Below are 18,545 nucleotides of genomic sequence, written 5' to 3'. Positions count from 1 at the left end.
TTCGCTGATTGACGAAATCAACTTTAACGTTCACCGAAAACCTTATAAGGTTTAGGCCCCCCTAATGGATTAGGTGATACCATGGAGAGGGTTAAGTCAATCCTCCAGAGGAGGCTTGAGGTTGTTAAGAAGAGGAAGGAGCTCCTCGTTCTTGAGGAGGCAAGGCTCGTTAGGATGGCCAAGCAGAAGAAGGACGTGGCCGTTAAGCTCGCGAAAGTTAAGAGCGAGAAGCTCGCCATAATGGAGGAGGAAGCCAAACTCCTCAGGGCCCTGAAGCAGAGCGCCCCCTACTGATTTCTAAACTTTTGGATTCCAGAACAGTAGAAGAAAAAGGAAGTCAGAAGACGTTCAGCTTGTCGTCGAGAATCATCTTCTGTATCTTGGTTATGTTGGCGAGCCAATCGTCGGCAATCTCGTAGGCGGGCTTCTGGAGGACGTCAATTGAGTAGCCCTTCTTCGGGATTATCTGTATGCTCGCAACAAGGGGCTCGTCAATTGGCTTGCCTATCTGGCTCAGAATCCTGACGTAGACCTCCTCGACGCCCTCAACCTGCTCGGCGATGTCGTTGGCTATGAGCATCGAGAGGAGGTTGTAAATCTTTCCAACGTGGCTGACCGGGTTCTTTCCAGCGGCAGCCTCCATGCTCATGTGCCTGTTCGGGGTGATGAGCCCGTTGACGCGGTTTCCTCTACCAACGCTACCGTCGTCGCCGGCTTCGGCGCTCGTTCCGGTGACGGTGATGTAGTATATGCCGTTCTTCGGGTCGTCGGCGGTGTTAACGTAGATGTTGACCTTCCTCTCGGTGTGGGCTTCGACTATCTCCTTGGCCTTCTGGTAGATGGCCTCCTTAACGGCCATGTACTCGTCCGGATTGGCGACCTCGCTGTCGACTATGGCTGCAGCTATGGTGAGGTCAATCTCGTCGCCCTTCCTGAGGCCCATGACCTTGATGTCCTCGCCAACCGCCGGCCACTCCTTTTTGAACTCGTCGCTGTTGAGAACCTTCTCGGTTTCGAGGACTATCTTCTCGGTCTCGCTGAGCGGGGCGTAGCCGACACCGAAGCTGGTATCGTTGGCGAGCGGAATCGGGTTCTCCTTGGCCTTGTTGAAGACTCCAACGAGGTCAACGCTACCCTGCCCTATGCGGGAGTCTATGATGACGTGGTTCTCGACGTCAAGGTGCCTGACGGCCTTTCTGAGGTAGTCCTTCGCGGCCTTTATTGCTATCTCGTGAACCGGGAAGAACTCACGGTCAACCATCTCGACTGCCCTTCCCGAGAGGAGGATGTAAATCGGCTTGATGACCTCGCCCCCACCGAACTGCGGGTAGGCCCTACCGCCAACGACCTCGACCTGGTCGGTGTTGTGGTGGAGGATGATGCCGTATCTCTTGATGTACTCCCTGCTGAGGGCCCTGCTAACGGCCTCGGCTATGCCATCGGCTATGCTGTCGGGGTGGCCTATTCCCTTCCTCTCGACGAGCTCGACCTCCTGCATCTCGACCGGAGTCCTGACGAGCTCCTCAACGACGATGTTTCTAACCTTCTCGGCCATGAGCGTCACCACCTCTGCTTTTAACTTAGCAAAGCCGGGTCTGGTGAACTGCTTATATAATTTTCGGCATGAATTAGGAAAACTAACATTCCTGGGAGTTATTAACTTCGAAAGTCTTAAAATTTCGGCCGAAGAATTTTCTACGACGGTCCCGCCCGGTTGGCCCGCCGGACGGAGTGGGCTGGGCCTTCGATGAGGTCCCGTGGACGATGCCGGGCGGACAGGGCCCGCCTCCTCCGGACCGCCTGAGGATGGCTATGCCTTCGATGATGGTGGGGGATGGGCCGGGCCCACATTTTTAAGTCCCTTCTCCAACTCCCTCCGGTGGGAACATGGAGATAGAGGAGATAATCGAGTCAGTCAGAAAAGTTCTCGATGAGAAGGATTCCCTGAGGGAGGAGGCGCTCAAGGTCACGAGGGAAATAGTGAGGCTCAGCGGGGACGCTGTCAAGGCCGTCCACCGGAACGAGCTAAACCTCGCGGAGGAAAGGCTGAGTGAAGCCGGAAAGCGAGTGGAACTGCTGAGGGAAACGCTGAAAAACCATCCCGACCTCTACTACTCCGGCTACGTTCAGACCGCCCATCAGGAGTTCGTTGAAGCGTCCCTCCTCCTCAGCTACGTCCGCGGGAGGCCGTATCCAACCCCAGGGGAGCTCGGGGTCCCCGAGGCGGACTACGTTCTCGGTGTTGGGGACTTCATAGGCGAGCTCAGGAGGTATTTCCTCCACAGGCTTCTTGAGGGAGACCTCGACACCGCTGAGACGGTTTACCGCGAGATGGAGAGGGTTTACAACGCCCTCATAACGCTGGAGTATCCAAAGGGACTGGTCAACGTCAGGCAGAAACAGGACCAGGCCCGCTACGCCCTGGAGAGAACCCTTGAGGACCTCACGAGGGCCAAGCTCAACAGGAGCCTTGAGGAGAAACTTGAGAAGGCCTTAAAGAATGACTGAATTAACGAATTACATAATTACTGAAAAACTCAAAAAGATAGCCAAGGCCCAGGCGAGGCTCTCAAAAAGGATAGTCGAGAGACCGCTCGACCTCAGCAGGGTGAAGACCGTTGGAGCGGTTGACGTCTCCTACCGGGGGAACGATGCAGTCTCGGTCCTCGTAATATGCACCTTTCCAGAATGCGAGCCAATCGAGACGAGAACGGTTAGGGTCAAGGTGACCGTTCCCTACATCCCCACCTATTTCTTCCTCAGGGAGACGATGCCCGTTTTGAGGGTCGTCAAAAACGCGGACTTCGACGTTCTTCTCGTGGAAGGCCACGGAAAGGCGCACCCGAGACGCTACGGGCTGGCCTCTCATATCGGACTAATCCTCGGAAGGCCCGTCATCGGCGTGGCGAAGAGACCGCTCCGCGGTGTGCCGGAGAACCTCTACGAAAGGGTAGGAAAAGCTTATGTAAGCGTCGGACATCTTGTCGATTTGAGGTCGGCGGTTGAGATCGTGAAGGCACTTGGCGAAGGCTATCCAAAACCGCTCAGAATTGCCGACAAGCTCTCGAAGGTGAGAAGATGAAGAACATAAAACTCCTCGTTTTCCTCGCGAGAAGAGGAGCGGTAGGGAAGATGACGAGGGTTACCGTAAGGGAGCTCGCTGACGAGCTCGGAGTCTCGCCTCAAACCGTTTTAAGGCTCCTCCGGGAGATGGAGGAAGATGGATTAATCGAGAGAAAGGTGGAGGGCAAGAAGACCCTCATAGAGGTGACGCCGGAGGGTGCGAGCTTCCTCCAGAAGCTCTGTGACGAGATTTCAAAGGCCCTCTCAACCGGTGTGATTGTGGGGGAGGTCGTTTCGGGCCTCGGGGAGGGTGCCTACTACGTCAGGCAGTACGCGCCCCTGATTAGGGAGTACCTTGGATTTGAGCCCTATCCCGGAACGCTGAACGTCCGAGTTCTCTTTCCGAAGACGGTCTTCGATGCCCTCTGCAACGCGAGGCCTGTTGTTATTCCCGGCTTCACGAGAGAAGGCCGGACCTTTGGCGACGTCAAGGCTTACCGCGTGAGGATTGACGGCGTTGAGGGGGCGATAGTCATACCCTCAAGAACAGTCCATCCTCCCAAAATCGCCGAGATAGTGGCACCGGTAAACCTGAGGGAAAAGCTCGGCCTCAACGATGGGGACAGGATTAGGATTGAGGTGGTAGAATGAAGGTCAATGTCGGGGCAACTCTAACTTTTGCAGGGGTTGGTGCCTTCTTCGGCTTCCTGCTGGCGGTCTTCGCCTACGGGCCCTACGAAAACCAGCTCTTCGCCTACGCAATCTACGTGGGTCTCATCATTGGGGCCATTCTCGGCCTGAGGGCCGACGAAGAATGGGACTTCCGGACTTCGGCCGTTTCCTTCGTCCTCGGCGCGGTTGTGACGCTCGCCCTCGCCCTCTGGTGGGCGAACCGGGGAATAAACGCGACCTTCGCCAACGTTATGCTTGGAATCGTCCTCGGGACGAGCCTCTTCATCAAGCCCACGAACTTCACGGACGCCCTTCTAAGCCCCGCGACGTACCTTGGAGGGGCGTCTGCGGTCCTGCTCCTCCTGAAGGACTACGGCCCCCTGCAGTCGGTCGAGCACGGGGTTACCGCGATACTCATCGTCACCGGCAGTGCGATGGCGCTCACCTTCTTCGGAGCGCTCGGCAGGTGGGGCTTCGAGAAGTTCAGAAACTTCGGCAGGAAAGGAAAGTAGCAACGCTTAAATATGCTCATTGATAACCTAAGGCGGTGATTGAAATGGTGATGAGGCTTTCAAAGCTTTACGGTAAGCAGATTTACAACACAAAGGGCTACTACGTTGGTTACGTTGACGAAGTTCTAATCGACATTGACCAGGGAAGGGGAAAGGTTCTCGCGCTCGTCCTGCCCGGTGAAAAGGTCGGAGTTCCCTACGACCGCGTTACTGCCATTGGCGACATCGTCCTCGTGAAGGCGAAGGAGGGTTAACCCTCTTTCACCTTTAATGCCTCCAAGAACCTTTCCGTGACGGCTTCTTCCACGAGCTTCAGCAGGGAGTTCTTGTCCTTGGCGAGCTTGAAGATTCCGAGGCTTATCCTCGCGCCACCGGCCCTGGCGTGACCGCCACCGCTTCCCATCTCGCCGAAGGCCTCCTTCATCACCGCGCCGATGTTCACCCTGACGTCCCTCGTCCTTGCGGAAATCTCAATCTTGTCGTCCACTATGCCGAAGACGAGAACCGTTGTTATCCCCTCAAGGCGGAGGAGGAAGTCAGCGGCTTCCGCGAGGGCGTCGCGGTTGGTTATGAACCCCACGTTGCTTATTATAACGTTCTTGTAAATCCTTCTGTGCATTATGGCCCTCGCAAGGATTTCTGCCGTTTCCGTGCTTATGTCAGGGTGCTCAATCTTGTCGAGGAGCTCGTAGTCAACTTTACCGGCCAGGAACTCTATCGCCTTGAGGTCAACCGGGCTCAGCTTCGAGAACTTCTTGGTGTCTATGTAGATTCCGTAGAAGAGGGCAGTTGCGAGCGGTGGCGAAACGGAGATGTTGAGCCCCCTGAGGTACTCGACCAGAATTGACGAGGCGGAGTTAACGTCGGGCCGAATATCAAGGAACGCATCATCGGGAAGAACGTCCGAGAGGTGCTGGAGAACCTGGTGGTGGTCTATGACGATTTTAATCCTGCCGTAGTCGGAGCTTTCAAGGATTGTTAGGTTTCCGTTCGGCTGGCAGTCAACGAGCGCTATGAACGGGTAGCGTTTCAGCTCGTAGGAACCCCTTGAGACGCGCGTGACCTCGATTCCGAGGAGGTTTACAAAGGCCCGGTTCTCGTGGTGAGTTATCTCTCCCCCGTGGACTATCTTTGTCTTGAATCCAAGGGTCTGGGCTATGACGCTCAGCGCGGCGGCACTCGCGAGGGAATCCGGGTCGGGGTTGTCGTGCATGACGATGAGAAGGGAATCGCTCTCGTTCTTTAACTCGCGGAGCTTCTTCACGAGAAGGTTGACGTTCTTCCGCTCACCGATGTGCTTCACCATACCGATGAGCGCGTCCCGCAGGGCGGTTCTCGGGGAGATGGCATAATCCACTTTGACGTCGGCTTCAAAACTCTCCTTTATGCTTTCGGTAAGCTCCTCAAGGCTGATTTCATCGGGAAGAACGGTGAGGATGGGAACCTCCTTGTTGTTGGTCCGGATTACGTAGACCGTTTTCTTGATTGTATTAACGTCCATGGTTGTGATTATTACGAGTTCAGACTTCTCAACTCCAGCTTTCAGGAGGGTGGCTGTGTAGGAGAAATCGCCCTGGACCACGTGGAAACCGCTCTCCTCCAGGGCCCGTGCGCGTATTTCGTCCTTCTCCACGATGACAACGTCGAATTCTCCCTTGAGAGCCTCGGCAATTGAACGTCCGAGGGCCCCACCACCGAGGATGAGGATTCTCATCAGCATCACCCGCTTTCTGCACAACAATGTTTAAATAGGGGCTTTGATATACTAAGCCGTGAATTCCTTCCGAGTTCTTTAGGCGGATAGAGATATATATAGCTAATGGTGGTGGAGATGCAGTTACCGGACAAGGCACCGCTCGTCGAGAACGTCGTGGTAACGTCTGCGGACGAGCTCAACGGGCTCATCAGAAAAGCCCTTGCAGAGGGCAAGGGGGCCTTCCTCAAGATATTCGCCAAGGACAAGAACGCCAAGTACTACATAACTGTTCTCTTCGACAGTTCAAAGATTTTAGCGGTAGAATGCCTTGTCGTTGACAATAAGCAGACCTTGATTGGAGAGGACGCTGTAAACCTTCTCAAATCCCTGCTCGGCAGACCAATGGTCGTTGACGTTTACTCCCTCGACGAGATTGAAATGAAGCTCTCAATAGCCGAGAACCTTGACGTTTACTCCGAGACCCCAAAGATACCCCTGGACGAGCTCTTCTCAGGGGGACCCGTCCAGCCACCGCGAGTGGAGGCTCCAAAACCACAACCGGCTCCCGCCCAAGAGGAGAAGCCCAGAGAGGAAGTTCGGGAAGAGGCAAAGGCACCGCCGGCACCACAGCCCATCGAGAAACCCGCCCCACGGCAGACGAGTGGCAAGCCCGAGATAGTCGTCAACTTCACGGGCGGAACGCTTCCCGAGGAGGCCTTCAAGAAGTACGCCGAGAACATCATCAAAGAGGCGAACAGGATACGGGGAGTTTCGATAAACAGGATAGAGTTCGACGCCAACGTTGGTGAAGGCGTCGTCTACTTAAACGTCAGGGTCTACGGAAGCTCCGAGAGCACAGACAAGAGAAGCCTTGAGATTGCAGAGAAGAGGCTGTTCCACATAGTCAGCAAGCATGCACCGATAATCCTCAGAGAGGCCGAGCACAAGCCGATACTCAGGGACATAAGCGTGGTTCTCAATGGCGAGGAGGCCAGGCCCCAGGAGATAGTCGAGAAGGACAAGAAGAAGACCGGAGCGGTCACGAAGGACGGCAGAATTCAGCTATCCGTGCTCGAGGACGTGTGGCCGTACTTCAGCAACTTCGCGAGAACCGTTGTCAAAGAGCTTGAAACCGCCGGAATGAAGGTCACCAAAGCCTACTTTGACATCAAGGGAAGGAGAGAACTCGAGATAAACCTCTCAATAGCTGTTGAGGGCCCCTTTGACAAGGCAACAACGGAGAAAACAATCAGGACGATTCTCACCAGGCACGCCAAGGAACTTTCAAGCTCAATAAACCGATACATCTCGGTCCACAACGTGGAAGTTGAACTCGTGGAGAAGTCCCTAACCAAGCCTGCACCAACCAAAAAGACAGTCGCAACGGGCAAGGCGGCCGAGATACTGGCCAAGAAAGAGCTCCTCGAAAAGGAAGTCGAGAAACTCCTCAAGGAGGCGGGAATAGACGAGCTGGCACCACTGACGGAGGTCAAGAAGAAGGAGGCAGAGGAAACCCTCCTGAGGAGCAGGATTGAACCGGCCATTGAAACCCTCAAGAACAGAATCCACGCCGAGCTCAAGCTCATACCAAGGGTTACCTTCAAGTGGCTCAAGCTCAACCACGAGATTCAGGGCTCGACGGTTTACGTTGATATCGAAGCCTCTTTCGTCAAGGAGAGCGTTGGCGGTCTCTTCGGCGCGTACTCGGGCGTTTCGGACGAGAGGATAAAGAGGGACATAACCGAGACAATAAACAGAATCATCCGCGACGTTTCAAGGGAATACAGCGTCTCCATCAAGCCAAAGAAAATAAACGTAATCCTCCGCTGACCTTTCCATTTTCAGCACTCAAGATCGTCATCATCCTGACGTCAGCCCTGCCGAGGTCATCATCGCCGATAGTTGGCGCGTGATTATTAAGGCCTTTTTCATACTTTCATCTAAACGTTAAAGCGCTAATTTTTTAAGGCTTCACCCTGAGCGAGAACCATGCAAACGCTAATCCTTGGAGTCCTCCTCGCCCTCGCGTCGGCCTTCTCATGGGCCTCATCAACCATACTCGTTAGGGTAGGGCTTAGGAGGCTCTCCCCCATAGGGGCCAACATATTCAGGCTCTATGTTGCCTCAACTCTCTTCCTGCTCATCTTCGCGCTCACCGGGAACCTGAGCGTCTTTAAGCTCCCCGCGAGGTTGCTCATCTTGGCCTTCATATCCGCCCAGTTCGGCTTCGTTATCGGTGACTACTTCTACTTCAACGCCCTGAAGAGAATGGGCGTGTCAAGAACCGTGCCCATAACCTCCACGTATCCACTCTGGGCAATCCTGTGGGCGATACTCTTCCTCGGCAGGAGCGTCAAGCCCCACGTAATCATCGGAGCGGTCCTCGTCGTTCTCGCGATAATAATCGTCAAGAGGGCAGAGGAAGAGGAGCACGCGGATAGGCTCGGTTTCATCTTCGCCTTCGTGGCCCCAATCTCGTGGAGCGTCGCCATAACGATAATGGACTACCTGACGAAGAGCATACCCTCGCTCCAGCTGGCGGGAGTTAGGATGGTCTTCGCGGCCCTTGGGGTCTCGGTCTTCCTCCCGAGGTACGGGGAGGAGGTAAGGAGGATAAGCAGGAGGGAAGCCCTCGTCCTCGTCGGTGCGGCGGTTCTCGGCCTAATCCTTGGACAGTACCTCTTCGTCTACTCGGTCTCCCTCGTTGGCTCGCCGATAGCCGCTCCAGTCTCGGCGATAAACCCGATAATAGCGTCCCTGCTCGCGGTTCTCCTGCTGAAGGAGAAGCCGAACGCGAGGATATTTGAGGGACTTATCTTGGCGGTCCTCGGCGTGATTCTCATATCCATCGGCTAAAGCTTTTAAGTCCCCCGCCTTATTCTTCATCGCCGACAGCGAGGGGACAACTCGTCTCCTCGCACGGGCTCGGTTTTCCCGCCTCCGCGAGGTAGTCGGGTTCGATGAGCGGAGCGTGCTCACGCCGAGCCCACAGGGCCGGGAGCATCCACCCGCGTGAGCGAATGAGCGCGGGCCTCTGTGCCCGGCCCACAATTCGACGCCCTTCTGAGGAAGGCTTATAACCCCTTAGCCGGTTTAATAACCGGTGGTTATTTATGGTGGTCATCCCCCGGCCGATTGACCCCAGGGAAATCAAGCGAATTCGAAAGGAGCTCGGCATAACGCAGGAGGAGCTCGCCAGAAAAGCCGGAGTAACGCAGGCTTACATAGCGAAGCTCGAGGCCGGTAAAGTTGACCCGAGGCTCTCAACCCTGAATCGAATTCTCCAGGCATTACTTGAGTGCAAGAAGGCCCAGCCCAGGGCGAGGGACGTTATGTCATCGCCGGTAATCTTCGTCAAGCCCTACGAGAAGGTTGAGAAGGTCATCAAGCTGATGAACGAACACAACATCTCACAGATTCCCGTCGTTTCTGGAAACAAGGTGGTTGGCTCTGTAACCGAGCGAACTCTCGTGAGGCAGAGCCTCGAATACGAGGACATCTACGATTGCAAGGTCATGGAGGTAATGGAGGAGCCTTTCCCGATAGTTAACGAGGACGAGGATTTGGAGGTCGTTAAATACCTCCTTGAGGACAATCCAGCGGTTCTCGTCCAGAACAGGGAGGGCAAGATAGTCGGAATCATCACGAGGGTTGACCTCTTCCGGACAGGCAGGACGTAATCGGCAGACATCCACAACCTTAAAAAACCCTTTTCTCAACACACCTGGACATTTAATCCGGACAAAACGTCCAGGTGATAAACATGAAGAGAACCGCACTCCTCGTCGTCCTGCTCCTGCTGGGAGCTGTTGTAGCGACGGGCTGTATCGCCTCAAATGAGAGCACGAGCTCAACCTCATCTCCCTCGACCACAGCTACACCAACCAGCTCAACGACCTCAACGACGAGCCAGGTCACCAGTTCCAGCACGACCCAGATGGAGAAGAGCTACTACCCGATAACGGTCAAGGACTTCGCGAACAGGACTGTCACAATCAAGGAGGAACCGAAGCGCGTTGTTTCCCTCGCACCGGCCATTACTGAGGACCTCTACTACCTCGGCCTGCTCAACAGGGTTGTCGGAGATACCGGTTACGAGGACTGGCCTCCAGAGGTCAAGAACATAACCTCAGTCGGTGGCTACGGAGCCTACGCAAGCCTCGAGAAGATAGCGAGCCTCAAGCCAGATTTAATCATAGCGGACAACGCCGTTCTCTACAAGCAGGGCTACCTTGAGAGCCTCGAGAAAATTGCGCCGGTTATAATCGTCGCCCCGAAGAGCCTCGACCAGATACCCCGGGCCATAGAGCTTCTCGGGAAGGTCTTCAACAGGGAGGATAAGGCCAAAGAGGTCATCGACGAGTTCAACGCCAAGGTCGATGCAATGAAGGAGCTCATGAAAGACCAGCCGAAGGTTAAGGTCTTCTACGTCGTCTGGAACAAGCCCCTTATGACCGCCGGCGGAAACACCTTCATAAGCGACGTCATCAGCATCGCCGGTGGAGTTAACATCTTCAACGACACCAAAAACTGGCCCCAGGTCAGCCTTGAGGAGGTTCTCGCAAGGAACCCGGACGTCATAATACTCACCCCCCACTGTGGCATGACCGTAGAGGAGGCATACAAGCTCTTCGCCGGAACCAACGCGGTGAAGAACGGCCACGTTTACATGATTGAGAACGAGAACGACCTTATCCACCCAAGCCCGAGGCTAATCCGCGGAATCGAGACCATGGCGAGAATTCTCCACCCCGATGCATTCAAGACAAGTTATCCGCTCACGATTAAGGACATGGCCAACAGGACCGTTACAATCCCGAAGGAGCCCCAGAGGATTGTCTCACTCGCCCCGAGCATAACCGAGACGATATTCTACCTCGGAGCCGGCGACAAGCTCGTTGGTGTCACGAAGTACGCAGACTGGCCTCCAGCCGTTAAGAACATCACCAAGGTCGGTGGCTACGGAGCCTACGCGAACCTTGAGGAGATTGCAAAGCTCAAGCCTGACCTGATTATAGCCGACAACGCGGTCTTCTACAAGCAGGGCTTCCTGGAGAGCCTTGAAAAGATTGCCCCGGTGGTAATCGTAGACCCGAAGAGCATCGACGGAATCTACCAGCAGGTTGAGCTCCTCGGAAAGGTTCTCAACAGGGAGGAGCAAGCAACTCTCGTCGTGGCGGAGATGAAGGCCCAGATAAGCTACATCGAGGGTCTCGTCGCCAACGCGAGCAGGCCGAGCGTGATGTACCTCGTCAGCACATACAACGGTTACTGGATAGCCGGAAAGGACACCTTCGCCAACAGCATAATCCAGATTGCCGGCGGTAAGAACGCCTTCGAGGACGTTACCGGCTGGAAAGCCGTGAGCGAGGAAGAGGTTGTGGCGAGGAACCCCGACGTGGTGATTATAGCCTCTGCCTACGTTGACCCGAAGATATTCTGCTCGGGCCCGCTCTCGACGATAAAGGCGGCAAAGGACGGAAGGGTCTACACCGTGAGCGACCCCAACGTCTTCCAGAGGCCAAGCCCGAGGATTGTGCTGGCAATCAAAGAGATGGCAGAACTGCTTCACCCCGAGCTCTTCAAGTACCAGCCACAGCCCCTCGTCTGCTCCACCAATACAACGGCCAACGCAACCGGCTGATTTTTAAGCCCCGTCCCCTTTTTCTTTTCCGGTGATGTCATGGAGAGGAAAACCGTCTACAGGGTTCTGCTCGTCATCGTGATAATCCTTGCGATAATCTTCACGCTCGGCGTTATTGGCATCGTCCCCTTTGTCTGGAGCGAGTACATAACCGTCTTCATGGTAATCCTGTTCTTCGTCCTGCGCTTCAGCAAGGGACGTTAGGAAAGCCTAACACACCCGCCCTTTGTTAAAGCACTTTTGTTTTCTTCTCTCGTTAGGCTAAACAAACGATGTAAACCTTTGGTTTAGAATTCTCGGGTTTAAAAACGCTTTTTTAGGCTCCGGGTAAGTCCCTATTGAGGGAACAAAAATGGTCGTGTGTATGTTTATGTTCATCGGAGGTGGTGGGGTTGAGATACGTTAAACTGCCAAGGGAAAACACCTACGCCTTCCTTGAAAGGCTCAAGGAGTGGGGAAGGCTTTATGCCCCGGTCAAGATATCGGAGAAGTTCTACGACTTCCGCGAAGTTGACGACGTCAGGAAGGTGGAATTCCACTACACGAGAACGATAATGCCCCCGAAGAAGTTCTTCTTCAAGCCGAGGGAGAAGCTCTTCGAGTTCGACCTCAGCAAGCCGGAGTACAGGGAGACCATCGAGGACGTCGAGCCATTCGTGCTCTTCGGCGTTCACGCCTGCGACATCTTCGGTCTCAAGATACTCGACACCGTTTACCTCGACGAGCTCCCCGACAAGTACTACAAAGTTCGCAGGGAGAAGGGAATCATAATAGGAATCAGCTGTATGCCGGACGAGTACTGCTTCTGCAACCTCCGCGAGACGGATTTCGCCGATGACGGCTTCGACCTGTTCTTCCACGAGCTCCCCGACGGCTGGCTGGTGAGAGTTGGCTCGCCCAAGGGACACAGGATAGTTGACAAGAACATCAAGCTCTTCGAGGAGGTCACCACAGAGGACATCTGCGCCTTCAGGGAGTTCGAGAGGAAGAGGAGCGAGGCCTTCAAGTACCACGAGGACTGGGGAGACCTGCGCTACCTGCTCGAGCTTGAGATGGAGCACCCGATGTGGGAGGAAGAGAGCGAAAAGTGCCTCGCCTGTGGAATATGCAACACGACCTGTCCAACGTGCAGGTGCTACGAGGTGCAGGACATAGTCAACCTCGACGGCGTAACCGGCTACCGCGAGAGGCGCTGGGATTCCTGCCAGTTCAGGAGCCACGGCCTCGTTGCCGGAGGCCACAACTTCAGGCCCACAAAAAAGGACCGCTTCATGAACCGCTACCTCTGTAAGAACTCCTATAACGAGAAGCTTGGGTTGAGCTTCTGCGTCGGTTGCGGTCGCTGTACTGCGTTCTGTCCCGCCGGGATAAGCTTCGTTCGCAACCTGCGCGTCATCCTCGGCCTTGAGGAGCGCTCTTGCCCGGCCAAGATAGCCGAGGAGATACCGAAGAAGGGGTTCGCCTACGCCGAAAACATAAGGGGTGAGGACGTATGAGCGAGGTCGTTCCCAAGGAGATTATGATGCCCGACGATAACCCCTACGCCCTCCACCGGGCTAAAGTCCTCAGGGTTTACAAGCTCACCGATACGGAGAAGCTCTTCCTCTTCCGCTTCGAGGACCCCGAGATAGCCGAGACTTGGACGTTCAAACCCGGCCAGTTCGTCCAGCTAACTATACCAGGAGTTGGTGAGGTCCCGATAAGCATCTGCTCCTCGCCGATGAGGAGGGGCTTCTTCGAGCTGTGCATAAGAAAAGCTGGAAGGGTCACCACCGTCGTCCACAGGCTCCAGCCAGGCGATACAGTTCTCGTCCGCGGGCCGTACGGCAACGGCTTCCCGGTCGATGACTGGGAGGGCATGGACTTACTCCTCATAGCGGCGGGTCTCGGAACGGCACCGCTGAGGAGCGTCTTCCTCTACGCGATGGACAACCGCTGGAAGTACGGCAACATAACCTTCATCAACACCGCCCGCTACGGCAAGGACCTGCTCTTCTACAAGGAGCTCGAAGCCATGAAGGATTTGGCCGAGGCCGAGAACGTCAAGATAATCCAGAGCGTTACGCGCGACCCCGACTGGCCCGGAAGGCACGGAAGGCCCCAGAAGTTCATAGTCGAGGCCAACACCAACCCGAAGAAGACGGCAGTGGCTATCTGCGGTCCGCCGAGGATGTACAAGTCGGTCTTCGAGGCCCTCATCAACTACGGCTACCGCCCGGAGAACATCTACGTGACGCTGGAGAGGAAGATGAAGTGCGGAATAGGAAAGTGTGGCCACTGCGTTGCCGGAACGAGCACGAGCTGGAAGTACATCTGCAAAGATGGCCCGGTCTTCGGCTACTTCGACATAATATCAACGCCCGGCCTGCTGGACTGAGGTGGTGGCGATGGAGGAGAAGAAAGTTAGGATTGGATTTTACGCTCTAACGAGCTGTTACGGCTGTCAGCTCCAGCTGGCGATGATGGACGAACTGCTCAAGCTCCTTCCCAAGGCCGAGATAGTCTGCTGGTACATGCTCGACAGGAACAGCGTCGAGGACGAGCCCGTCGATATCGCGTTCATCGAGGGTAGCGTCTCGACTGAGGAAGAGGTTGAGCTCGTCAAGAAAATCCGCGAGAACGCGAAGATAGTGGTGGCCGTCGGTTCCTGCGCCGTTCAGGGCGGGGTTCAGAGCTGGGAGAAGGACAAGCCCCTTGAGGAGCTCTGGAAGACCGTCTACGGCGACGGAAAGGTCAAGTTCCAGCCCAAGATGGCCGAGCCCGTCTCGAAGTACATCAAGGTAGACTACAACATCTACGGCTGTCCGCCGGAGAAGAAGGACTTCCTCTACGCCCTCGGAACGTTCCTCGTCGGCTCGTGGCCAGAAGATATAGACTACCCGGTCTGCCTCGAGTGCAGGCTGAAGGGCAACCCGTGCGTGCTCCTCGAGAAGGGTGAGCCCTGCCTCGGTCCGATAACGAGGGCCGGCTGTGACGCGAGGTGTCCGGGCTTTGGAATAGCGTGCATCGGTTGCAGGGGCGCGATAGGCTACGACGTTGCCTGGTTCGACTCCCTCGCGAGGGTCTTCAAGGAGAAGGGCCTCACCAAGGAGGAAATCCTTGAGAGGATGAAGATTTTCAACGCCCACAACGAGAAGCTTGAGGAGATGGTTGAGAAAATCTTTGAGGGTGATGGCTCATGAAAAACGTTTACCTGCCAATCACCGTTGACCACATCGCAAGGGTAGAGGGCAAGGGTGGCGTCGAGATAGTCATCGGCGAGGATGGCGTCAAGGAGGTCAAGCTCAACATCATAGAGGGGCCGAGGTTCTTCGAGGCCATAACCATCGGCAAGAAGCTCGACGAGGCCCTCGCGGTTTACCCAAGGATATGCTCCTTCTGTTCAGCGGCGCACAAGCTCACCGCCGTGGAAGCGGCCGAGAAGGCGATAGGCTTCACCCCACGCGAGGAGATTCAGGCCCTGAGGGAGGTCCTCTACATAGGGGACATGATTGAGAGCCACGCACTCCACCTCTACCTCCTCGTCCTGCCGGACTACCTCGGCTACTCCGGACCGCTCCACATGGTCGATAAGTACAAGAAGGAGATAGGCATAGCGCTCGACCTCAAGAACCTCGGAAGCTGGATGATGGACGAGCTCGGCGCGAGGGCCATACACCAGGAGAACGTCGTCCTCGGTGGTTTCGGAAAGCTTCCGGGCAGGGAAACCCTTGAGAGGATGAAGAATAAACTTAAGGAAGCCCTTCCAAAGGCCGAATACACCTTCGAGCTCTTCGCCAAGCTTGAGCAGTACAAAGAGGTCGAGGGACCGATAACGCACCTCGCCGTGAAGCCAAGGAACGATGTTTATGGCATCTACGGCGACTACATAAAGGCCAGTGACGGAAACGAGTTCCCGAGCGAGAGTTATAAGGAGCACATAAAGGAGTTCGTAGTCGAGCACAGCTTCGCCAAGCACTCCCACTACCACGGAAAGCCCTTCATGGTCGGTGCCATCTCGCGCGTCGTCAACAACTGGAAACTCCTCTACGGCAGGGCGAAGGAACTCTACGATGCTCATAAGGAGCTTCTCCGCCCAACGAACCCCTTCGCCAACAATCTTGCCCAGGCCCTTGAGCTCGTTTACTTCATCGAGCGCGGAATCGATTTGCTTGACGAGGCCCTCGCAAAGTGGCCGATAAGGCCGAGGGACGAGGTAGAAGTTAGGGACGGCTTCGGCGTCAGCACGACCGAGGCACCACGCGGAATCCTCGTCTACGCGCTCGAAGTGAAGGACGGAAAGGTCGCCTACGCGGACATCATAACGCCAACGGCCTTCAACCTCGCCATGATGGAGGAGCACGTCAGGATGATGGCCGAGAAGCACTACAACGACGACCCCGAGAGGATTAAGTTCCTCACCGAGATGGTGGTAAGGGCTTACGACCCGTGCATCTCCTGTTCTGTCCATGTAGCGAAGCTCTGAGCTCTTCTCAAATTTTTTATAGAGAGTCGAAGATAGAACTCATCAGGGGTTACTATGGCCGAAGAAATCGTGGATGTTGTTATTCAGGGACGTTTAAGAAGGACGTCGAGGCTATGGCTTGGTATCTTTCCCACAAAGACGAACTGTTTGAGAACATGAAAAAGCTCAAAGGAATCATGAAAACCGACAAGAGCTGGAAAGAGCTCAAGAGGGAGATTTATGAGGGAATTGCTGATTGACAGCTCTCTCCTTGTGGAGTATTAGAGCCGTTTTCAAGGCACTGAAGGGTTTTGGATTTATCGAATCCTCTCAGAGAACAGTCTTCAAAGCAATGGAACTAATCGAAAAGTACGCCATGCTCCCGAACGATGCACTAATTCTCGCGACCTGCATCGAGCACGGCTTTGCCTTGGCTACTCTCGACGAGGACTTCTTCGAACCGGCAAAGAAAGAAAAAGTTGAGCTGATTTCCTGAATCACTTCTCCGCCATCTTCTCGCAGGGGAAGTACACCTTCCCGACGAAGGCATCTTCCATCGGCCCGACAATGTGAATCTCGCCGATGGAGTATCTGTAGATTACTGTAACTCCACCGCTCGTCGTTTTGCAGACCTCGGGCAGGACGTAGGTATCGTTCTTGAATTCGACAGTGGGGGCGTTGACGATTTGAATTGGCTCCGGCAGTTCAACCGTTACGTTGAAGGTCTCGTTCCAGAGGGTTATCCGTTTCAGGGACCAACCTATGGGCCTGACGATGTAGTGCGTCCCGTTCTTCTCGACATCGTAGTTGACTACCATGTCAACGACTTTTGTTGGAGTTCCAGAGAACTTTATGTTCGCTATCGCAATGGAACCGTTCTTGAGCCACACCGTTGCGGAGTACGTCCGTAGGGAGTTATTAAACAGGTACGGGGGAATCATGTAAACGTCCTTCGAGATTCTGAAGGCGGAAACGTTCTTTACATCCGGGCCCACTTTTATCAGTACGGCAGGGTAGACATCGTTTATGACAAGGCTCTTGTAGCCGATGAAGTTAGCGCTCACGTTAATCGCGACAACCGTCACGTTGAGGGGCACTTTAAACGGCGTGTAGGTCACGTTGAGGGTAAAGCTTGATGATGCGGTCTTGCCACCTGTCTGGACGAGGCAACCCGCTGAGAAAACAACAAGCACCAGAAACAGCGGTGCAATCTTTCTCATCATCGGAACATCCCTCCCTTTTCATTTTGAGACGATTGTAACTACTGCAAAGAGTATATAAGGGTTTCGATAAGACTCATAAACCCCTGTGGCAATTAATGCGGGGAGAGGAGATGAGAACGCTCATACTTGCCCTTGGAAACGAGCTGATGAAGGACGACGGGGTTGGGCTCAAGGTTGGCAGAATCCTCGCCGAGAAGGGCTACAACGTCCTTGAGGTTGGAACCGACATCTTCATGCTATCAAGCCACTACAACGGCGAGGAGAGGATTATAATCGTTGACGCGATTCTAAGCGAGACTTTCAAGCCGGGAGAAGTTATACACCTCAAAGGGGAGGATGTCTTCGAGAAGCTAAGGGCCGAGATAAGGAGCGCGCACTTCATGGGGGCGATAGACGGCCTTAAGCTTCTCATGAAGCTCGACGAGAGGCTCGCTAAGGCGGAGGTTCACTTCGTTGGGATAGTTGCGAAGGAGATTGACCTCGGAACCGAGCTCAGCGAGGAGGTCAAAAAAGCCGTTCCCAAAGCTGTTGAGCTCATCGAAAAAATTGTAGCGGGGGATTAAGACCTGAGAACCTTCAGCTCGTTCTTGAACATTCCCCAGTTCAGGTACAGGTGGATTGCTATGAGGGCCAGCATGACCATTCCGTAGTGCACGTGGAGCTGGAGGAGTTTCTTAGCGGGCTCGCCGAGGAAGCTTCCCCTGTGTGCGGCGATTGCGCTCGATATCGTCAGAAACACTGCTCCGACGTAGAGGGCTATCAGTATCGACGATATTATTGCCTTCGTCTTGACTATTCTCTTTCCGTTTCCTGCCATCTCTACCACCGGTTATGACGAGTGTCATGGACTTTTAAAAATCTTTTGTAAAAGGAAAGTGTTTTCTTGTTAACCAATCACTGGCTTGATGTCAAGTGCTCCTCAAAAAACGTATGAAGTTTGATAAAAATTAAACGAATCAGCCAAAGAGGAGTCGCAACTCCCTCCGCATTATGCTCCTGTTCATGATTATGTGTATTGTTATCAGGGTCATCATGAAGAGACCGTAGCGGGCGCGTAGCTTGAGAAAGTCCAGGTGAGTCATTCCAAGGAACGTTCCGTTCTTGCTCGCGATTATTGTTCCGATTGTTATGAAGACCACTCCAAGGAACCCTACGAGGAGCAGGAGCGAGAGGAAGGCCTTCACTCGCAGTTTCTTCCGGAGTTTGGGGTTTTTCATAGCCTCTTCGAACGCCTTCTCCATCGGGTTCATGGGACCACCGGGGATTAGATGACGTACGTCATTTAAAAGCA

Annotated in this window: 24 protein-coding genes; 18 read left to right on the top strand and 6 right to left on the bottom strand. The window is 54.6% G+C overall.

The genetic code is table 11. The features are described from left to right. Positions 1–81 precede the first annotated feature (81 nt). On the top strand, positions 82–294 hold the full coding sequence (locus tag E3E28_RS08885; RefSeq protein ID WP_099210581.1) for a hypothetical protein: 213 nt from the start codon (positions 82–84) through the stop codon (positions 292–294). A gap of 43 nt (positions 295–337) precedes the next feature. Here E3E28_RS08885 and E3E28_RS08880 read toward each other — a convergent pair whose 3' ends face one another. After that, positions 338–1,555, bottom strand: coding sequence for a methionine adenosyltransferase (locus E3E28_RS08880; protein ID WP_167915377.1), 1,218 nt, complete (start codon positions 1,553–1,555; stop codon positions 338–340). Between the two features lie 332 nt (positions 1,556–1,887). On the opposite strand from E3E28_RS08880, the gene E3E28_RS08875 reads away from it, so the two are divergent. From E3E28_RS08875 to E3E28_RS08855, 5 genes are read left to right on the top strand one after another with little or no spacing between them, the layout of a single operon-like run. Further along, positions 1,888–2,508, top strand: a complete 621-nt coding sequence (locus E3E28_RS08875; protein ID WP_167914789.1) for a haloacid dehalogenase — start codon at positions 1,888–1,890, stop codon at positions 2,506–2,508. Beyond that, positions 2,501–3,082: an endonuclease V gene (locus E3E28_RS08870; RefSeq protein ID WP_167914788.1), complete on the top strand. Its 582-nt coding sequence runs from the start codon at positions 2,501–2,503 to the stop codon at positions 3,080–3,082. The genes E3E28_RS08875 and E3E28_RS08870 overlap by 8 nt, the downstream gene beginning before the upstream one ends. Beyond that, complete coding sequence (locus E3E28_RS08865; RefSeq protein ID WP_167914787.1) at positions 3,079–3,714, top strand: DUF120 domain-containing protein; 636 nt, start codon at positions 3,079–3,081, stop codon at positions 3,712–3,714. Before E3E28_RS08870 ends, E3E28_RS08865 begins: the two co-directional genes overlap by 4 nt. Further along, the gene (locus E3E28_RS08860; RefSeq protein WP_167914786.1) at positions 3,711–4,247 is read left to right on the top strand and encodes a hypothetical protein; all 537 of its coding nucleotides are present in this window, start codon (positions 3,711–3,713) and stop codon (positions 4,245–4,247) included. Before E3E28_RS08865 ends, E3E28_RS08860 begins: the two co-directional genes overlap by 4 nt. Before the next feature lie 44 nt (positions 4,248–4,291). Then, positions 4,292–4,501, top strand: coding sequence for a PRC-barrel domain-containing protein (locus E3E28_RS08855; RefSeq protein WP_167915376.1), 210 nt, complete (start codon positions 4,292–4,294; stop codon positions 4,499–4,501). On the opposite strand, the gene E3E28_RS08850 is transcribed toward E3E28_RS08855, so the two are convergent. Then, positions 4,498–5,961 carry a DHH family phosphoesterase gene (locus E3E28_RS08850; protein WP_167915375.1) on the bottom strand — a complete coding sequence of 488 codons (1,464 nt, stop codon included), beginning with the start codon at positions 5,959–5,961 and terminating at the stop codon, positions 4,498–4,500. The two genes, E3E28_RS08855 and E3E28_RS08850, sit on opposite strands and share 4 nt — an antisense overlap. Before the next feature lie 117 nt (positions 5,962–6,078). On the opposite strand from E3E28_RS08850, the gene E3E28_RS08845 reads away from it, so the two are divergent. Then, positions 6,079–7,773 (top strand): hypothetical protein, encoded by a 1,695-nt coding sequence (locus tag E3E28_RS08845; protein ID WP_167915374.1) that lies wholly within the window; start codon positions 6,079–6,081, stop codon positions 7,771–7,773. 159 nt (positions 7,774–7,932) lie between these two features. Beyond that, positions 7,933–8,799: a DMT family transporter gene (locus tag E3E28_RS08840; RefSeq protein WP_167914785.1), complete on the top strand. Its 867-nt coding sequence runs from the start codon at positions 7,933–7,935 to the stop codon at positions 8,797–8,799. 19 nt (positions 8,800–8,818) lie between these two features. Here the strand turns inward: E3E28_RS08840 and E3E28_RS08835 are convergent, their stop codons facing one another. After that, positions 8,819–8,992, bottom strand: coding sequence for a hypothetical protein (locus E3E28_RS08835; RefSeq protein ID WP_167914784.1), 174 nt, complete (start codon positions 8,990–8,992; stop codon positions 8,819–8,821). Positions 8,993–9,056: 64 nt separating this feature from the next. Between E3E28_RS08835 and E3E28_RS08830 the strand changes: the two genes are divergently transcribed. The 9 genes from E3E28_RS08830 (at position 9,057) to E3E28_RS08790 (ending at position 16,527) form a co-directional block, all read left to right on the top strand. Then, positions 9,057–9,623, top strand: coding sequence for a CBS domain-containing protein (locus E3E28_RS08830; RefSeq protein ID WP_167914783.1), 567 nt, complete (start codon positions 9,057–9,059; stop codon positions 9,621–9,623). Positions 9,624–9,706: 83 nt separating this feature from the next. Continuing rightward, on the top strand, positions 9,707–11,587 hold the full coding sequence (locus E3E28_RS08825; RefSeq protein WP_167914782.1) for an ABC transporter substrate-binding protein: 1,881 nt from the start codon (positions 9,707–9,709) through the stop codon (positions 11,585–11,587). Positions 11,588–11,626: 39 nt separating this feature from the next. Next, positions 11,627–11,791, top strand: a complete 165-nt coding sequence (locus tag E3E28_RS08820; RefSeq protein WP_042689456.1) for a hypothetical protein — start codon at positions 11,627–11,629, stop codon at positions 11,789–11,791. Between the two features lie 188 nt (positions 11,792–11,979). Continuing rightward, entirely contained in the window at positions 11,980–13,083 is a 1,104-nt protein-coding gene (gene hydB / locus E3E28_RS08815) for an NADPH-dependent hydrogenase/sulfhydrogenase 1 subunit beta (RefSeq protein WP_167915373.1), read from the top strand. Continuing rightward, positions 13,080–13,964 (top strand): NADPH-dependent hydrogenase/sulfhydrogenase 1 subunit gamma, encoded by an 885-nt coding sequence (gene hydG, locus E3E28_RS08810; RefSeq protein WP_167914781.1) that lies wholly within the window; start codon positions 13,080–13,082, stop codon positions 13,962–13,964. The genes hydB and hydG overlap by 4 nt, the downstream gene beginning before the upstream one ends. 10 nt (positions 13,965–13,974) lie before the next feature. After that, the gene (gene hydD / locus E3E28_RS08805) at positions 13,975–14,769 is read left to right on the top strand and encodes an NADPH-dependent hydrogenase/sulfhydrogenase 1 subunit delta (RefSeq protein ID WP_167915372.1); all 795 of its coding nucleotides are present in this window, start codon (positions 13,975–13,977) and stop codon (positions 14,767–14,769) included. After that, on the top strand, positions 14,766–16,052 hold the full coding sequence (gene hydA, locus E3E28_RS08800) for an NADPH-dependent hydrogenase/sulfhydrogenase 1 subunit alpha (RefSeq protein WP_167914780.1): 1,287 nt from the start codon (positions 14,766–14,768) through the stop codon (positions 16,050–16,052). The genes hydD and hydA overlap by 4 nt, the downstream gene beginning before the upstream one ends. A 113-nt stretch (positions 16,053–16,165) precedes the next feature. After that, positions 16,166–16,291, top strand: a complete 126-nt coding sequence (locus tag E3E28_RS11255; protein ID WP_277346778.1) for a hypothetical protein — start codon at positions 16,166–16,168, stop codon at positions 16,289–16,291. Beyond that, positions 16,288–16,527, top strand: a complete 240-nt coding sequence (locus E3E28_RS08790) for a PIN domain-containing protein (RefSeq protein WP_167914779.1) — start codon at positions 16,288–16,290, stop codon at positions 16,525–16,527. The genes E3E28_RS11255 and E3E28_RS08790 overlap by 4 nt, the downstream gene beginning before the upstream one ends. Before the next feature lies 1 nt (position 16,528). On the opposite strand, the gene E3E28_RS08785 is transcribed toward E3E28_RS08790, so the two are convergent. Next, positions 16,529–17,254 carry a hypothetical protein gene (locus tag E3E28_RS08785; protein WP_167914778.1) on the bottom strand — a complete coding sequence of 242 codons (726 nt, stop codon included), beginning with the start codon at positions 17,252–17,254 and terminating at the stop codon, positions 16,529–16,531. 110 nt (positions 17,255–17,364) lie between these two features. Between E3E28_RS08785 and E3E28_RS08780 the strand changes: the two genes are divergently transcribed. Continuing rightward, a complete protein-coding gene (locus E3E28_RS08780; RefSeq protein WP_167914777.1) occupies positions 17,365–17,817 on the top strand; it encodes a hydrogenase maturation protease in 453 nt (150 codons plus the stop codon). On the opposite strand, the gene E3E28_RS08775 is transcribed toward E3E28_RS08780, so the two are convergent. Both E3E28_RS08775 and E3E28_RS08770 read right to left on the bottom strand, forming a co-directional pair. Further along, positions 17,814–18,080, bottom strand: coding sequence for a hypothetical protein (locus tag E3E28_RS08775; RefSeq protein ID WP_167914776.1), 267 nt, complete (start codon positions 18,078–18,080; stop codon positions 17,814–17,816). The genes E3E28_RS08780 and E3E28_RS08775 overlap by 4 nt on opposite strands. Before the next feature lie 130 nt (positions 18,081–18,210). Continuing rightward, on the bottom strand, positions 18,211–18,504 hold the full coding sequence (locus tag E3E28_RS08770) for a hypothetical protein (protein ID WP_167914775.1): 294 nt from the start codon (positions 18,502–18,504) through the stop codon (positions 18,211–18,213). Positions 18,505–18,545: the final 41 nt, after the last annotated feature.

Origin of the sequence: Thermococcus sp. 21S9 (genome assembly GCF_012027635.1) — an archaeon.
In the GTDB taxonomy this organism is placed as follows: domain Archaea; phylum Methanobacteriota_B; class Thermococci; order Thermococcales; family Thermococcaceae; genus Thermococcus.
Note: the sequence above shows the minus strand (reverse complement) of the source record. Positions and strands in the feature narration are given on the sequence as shown.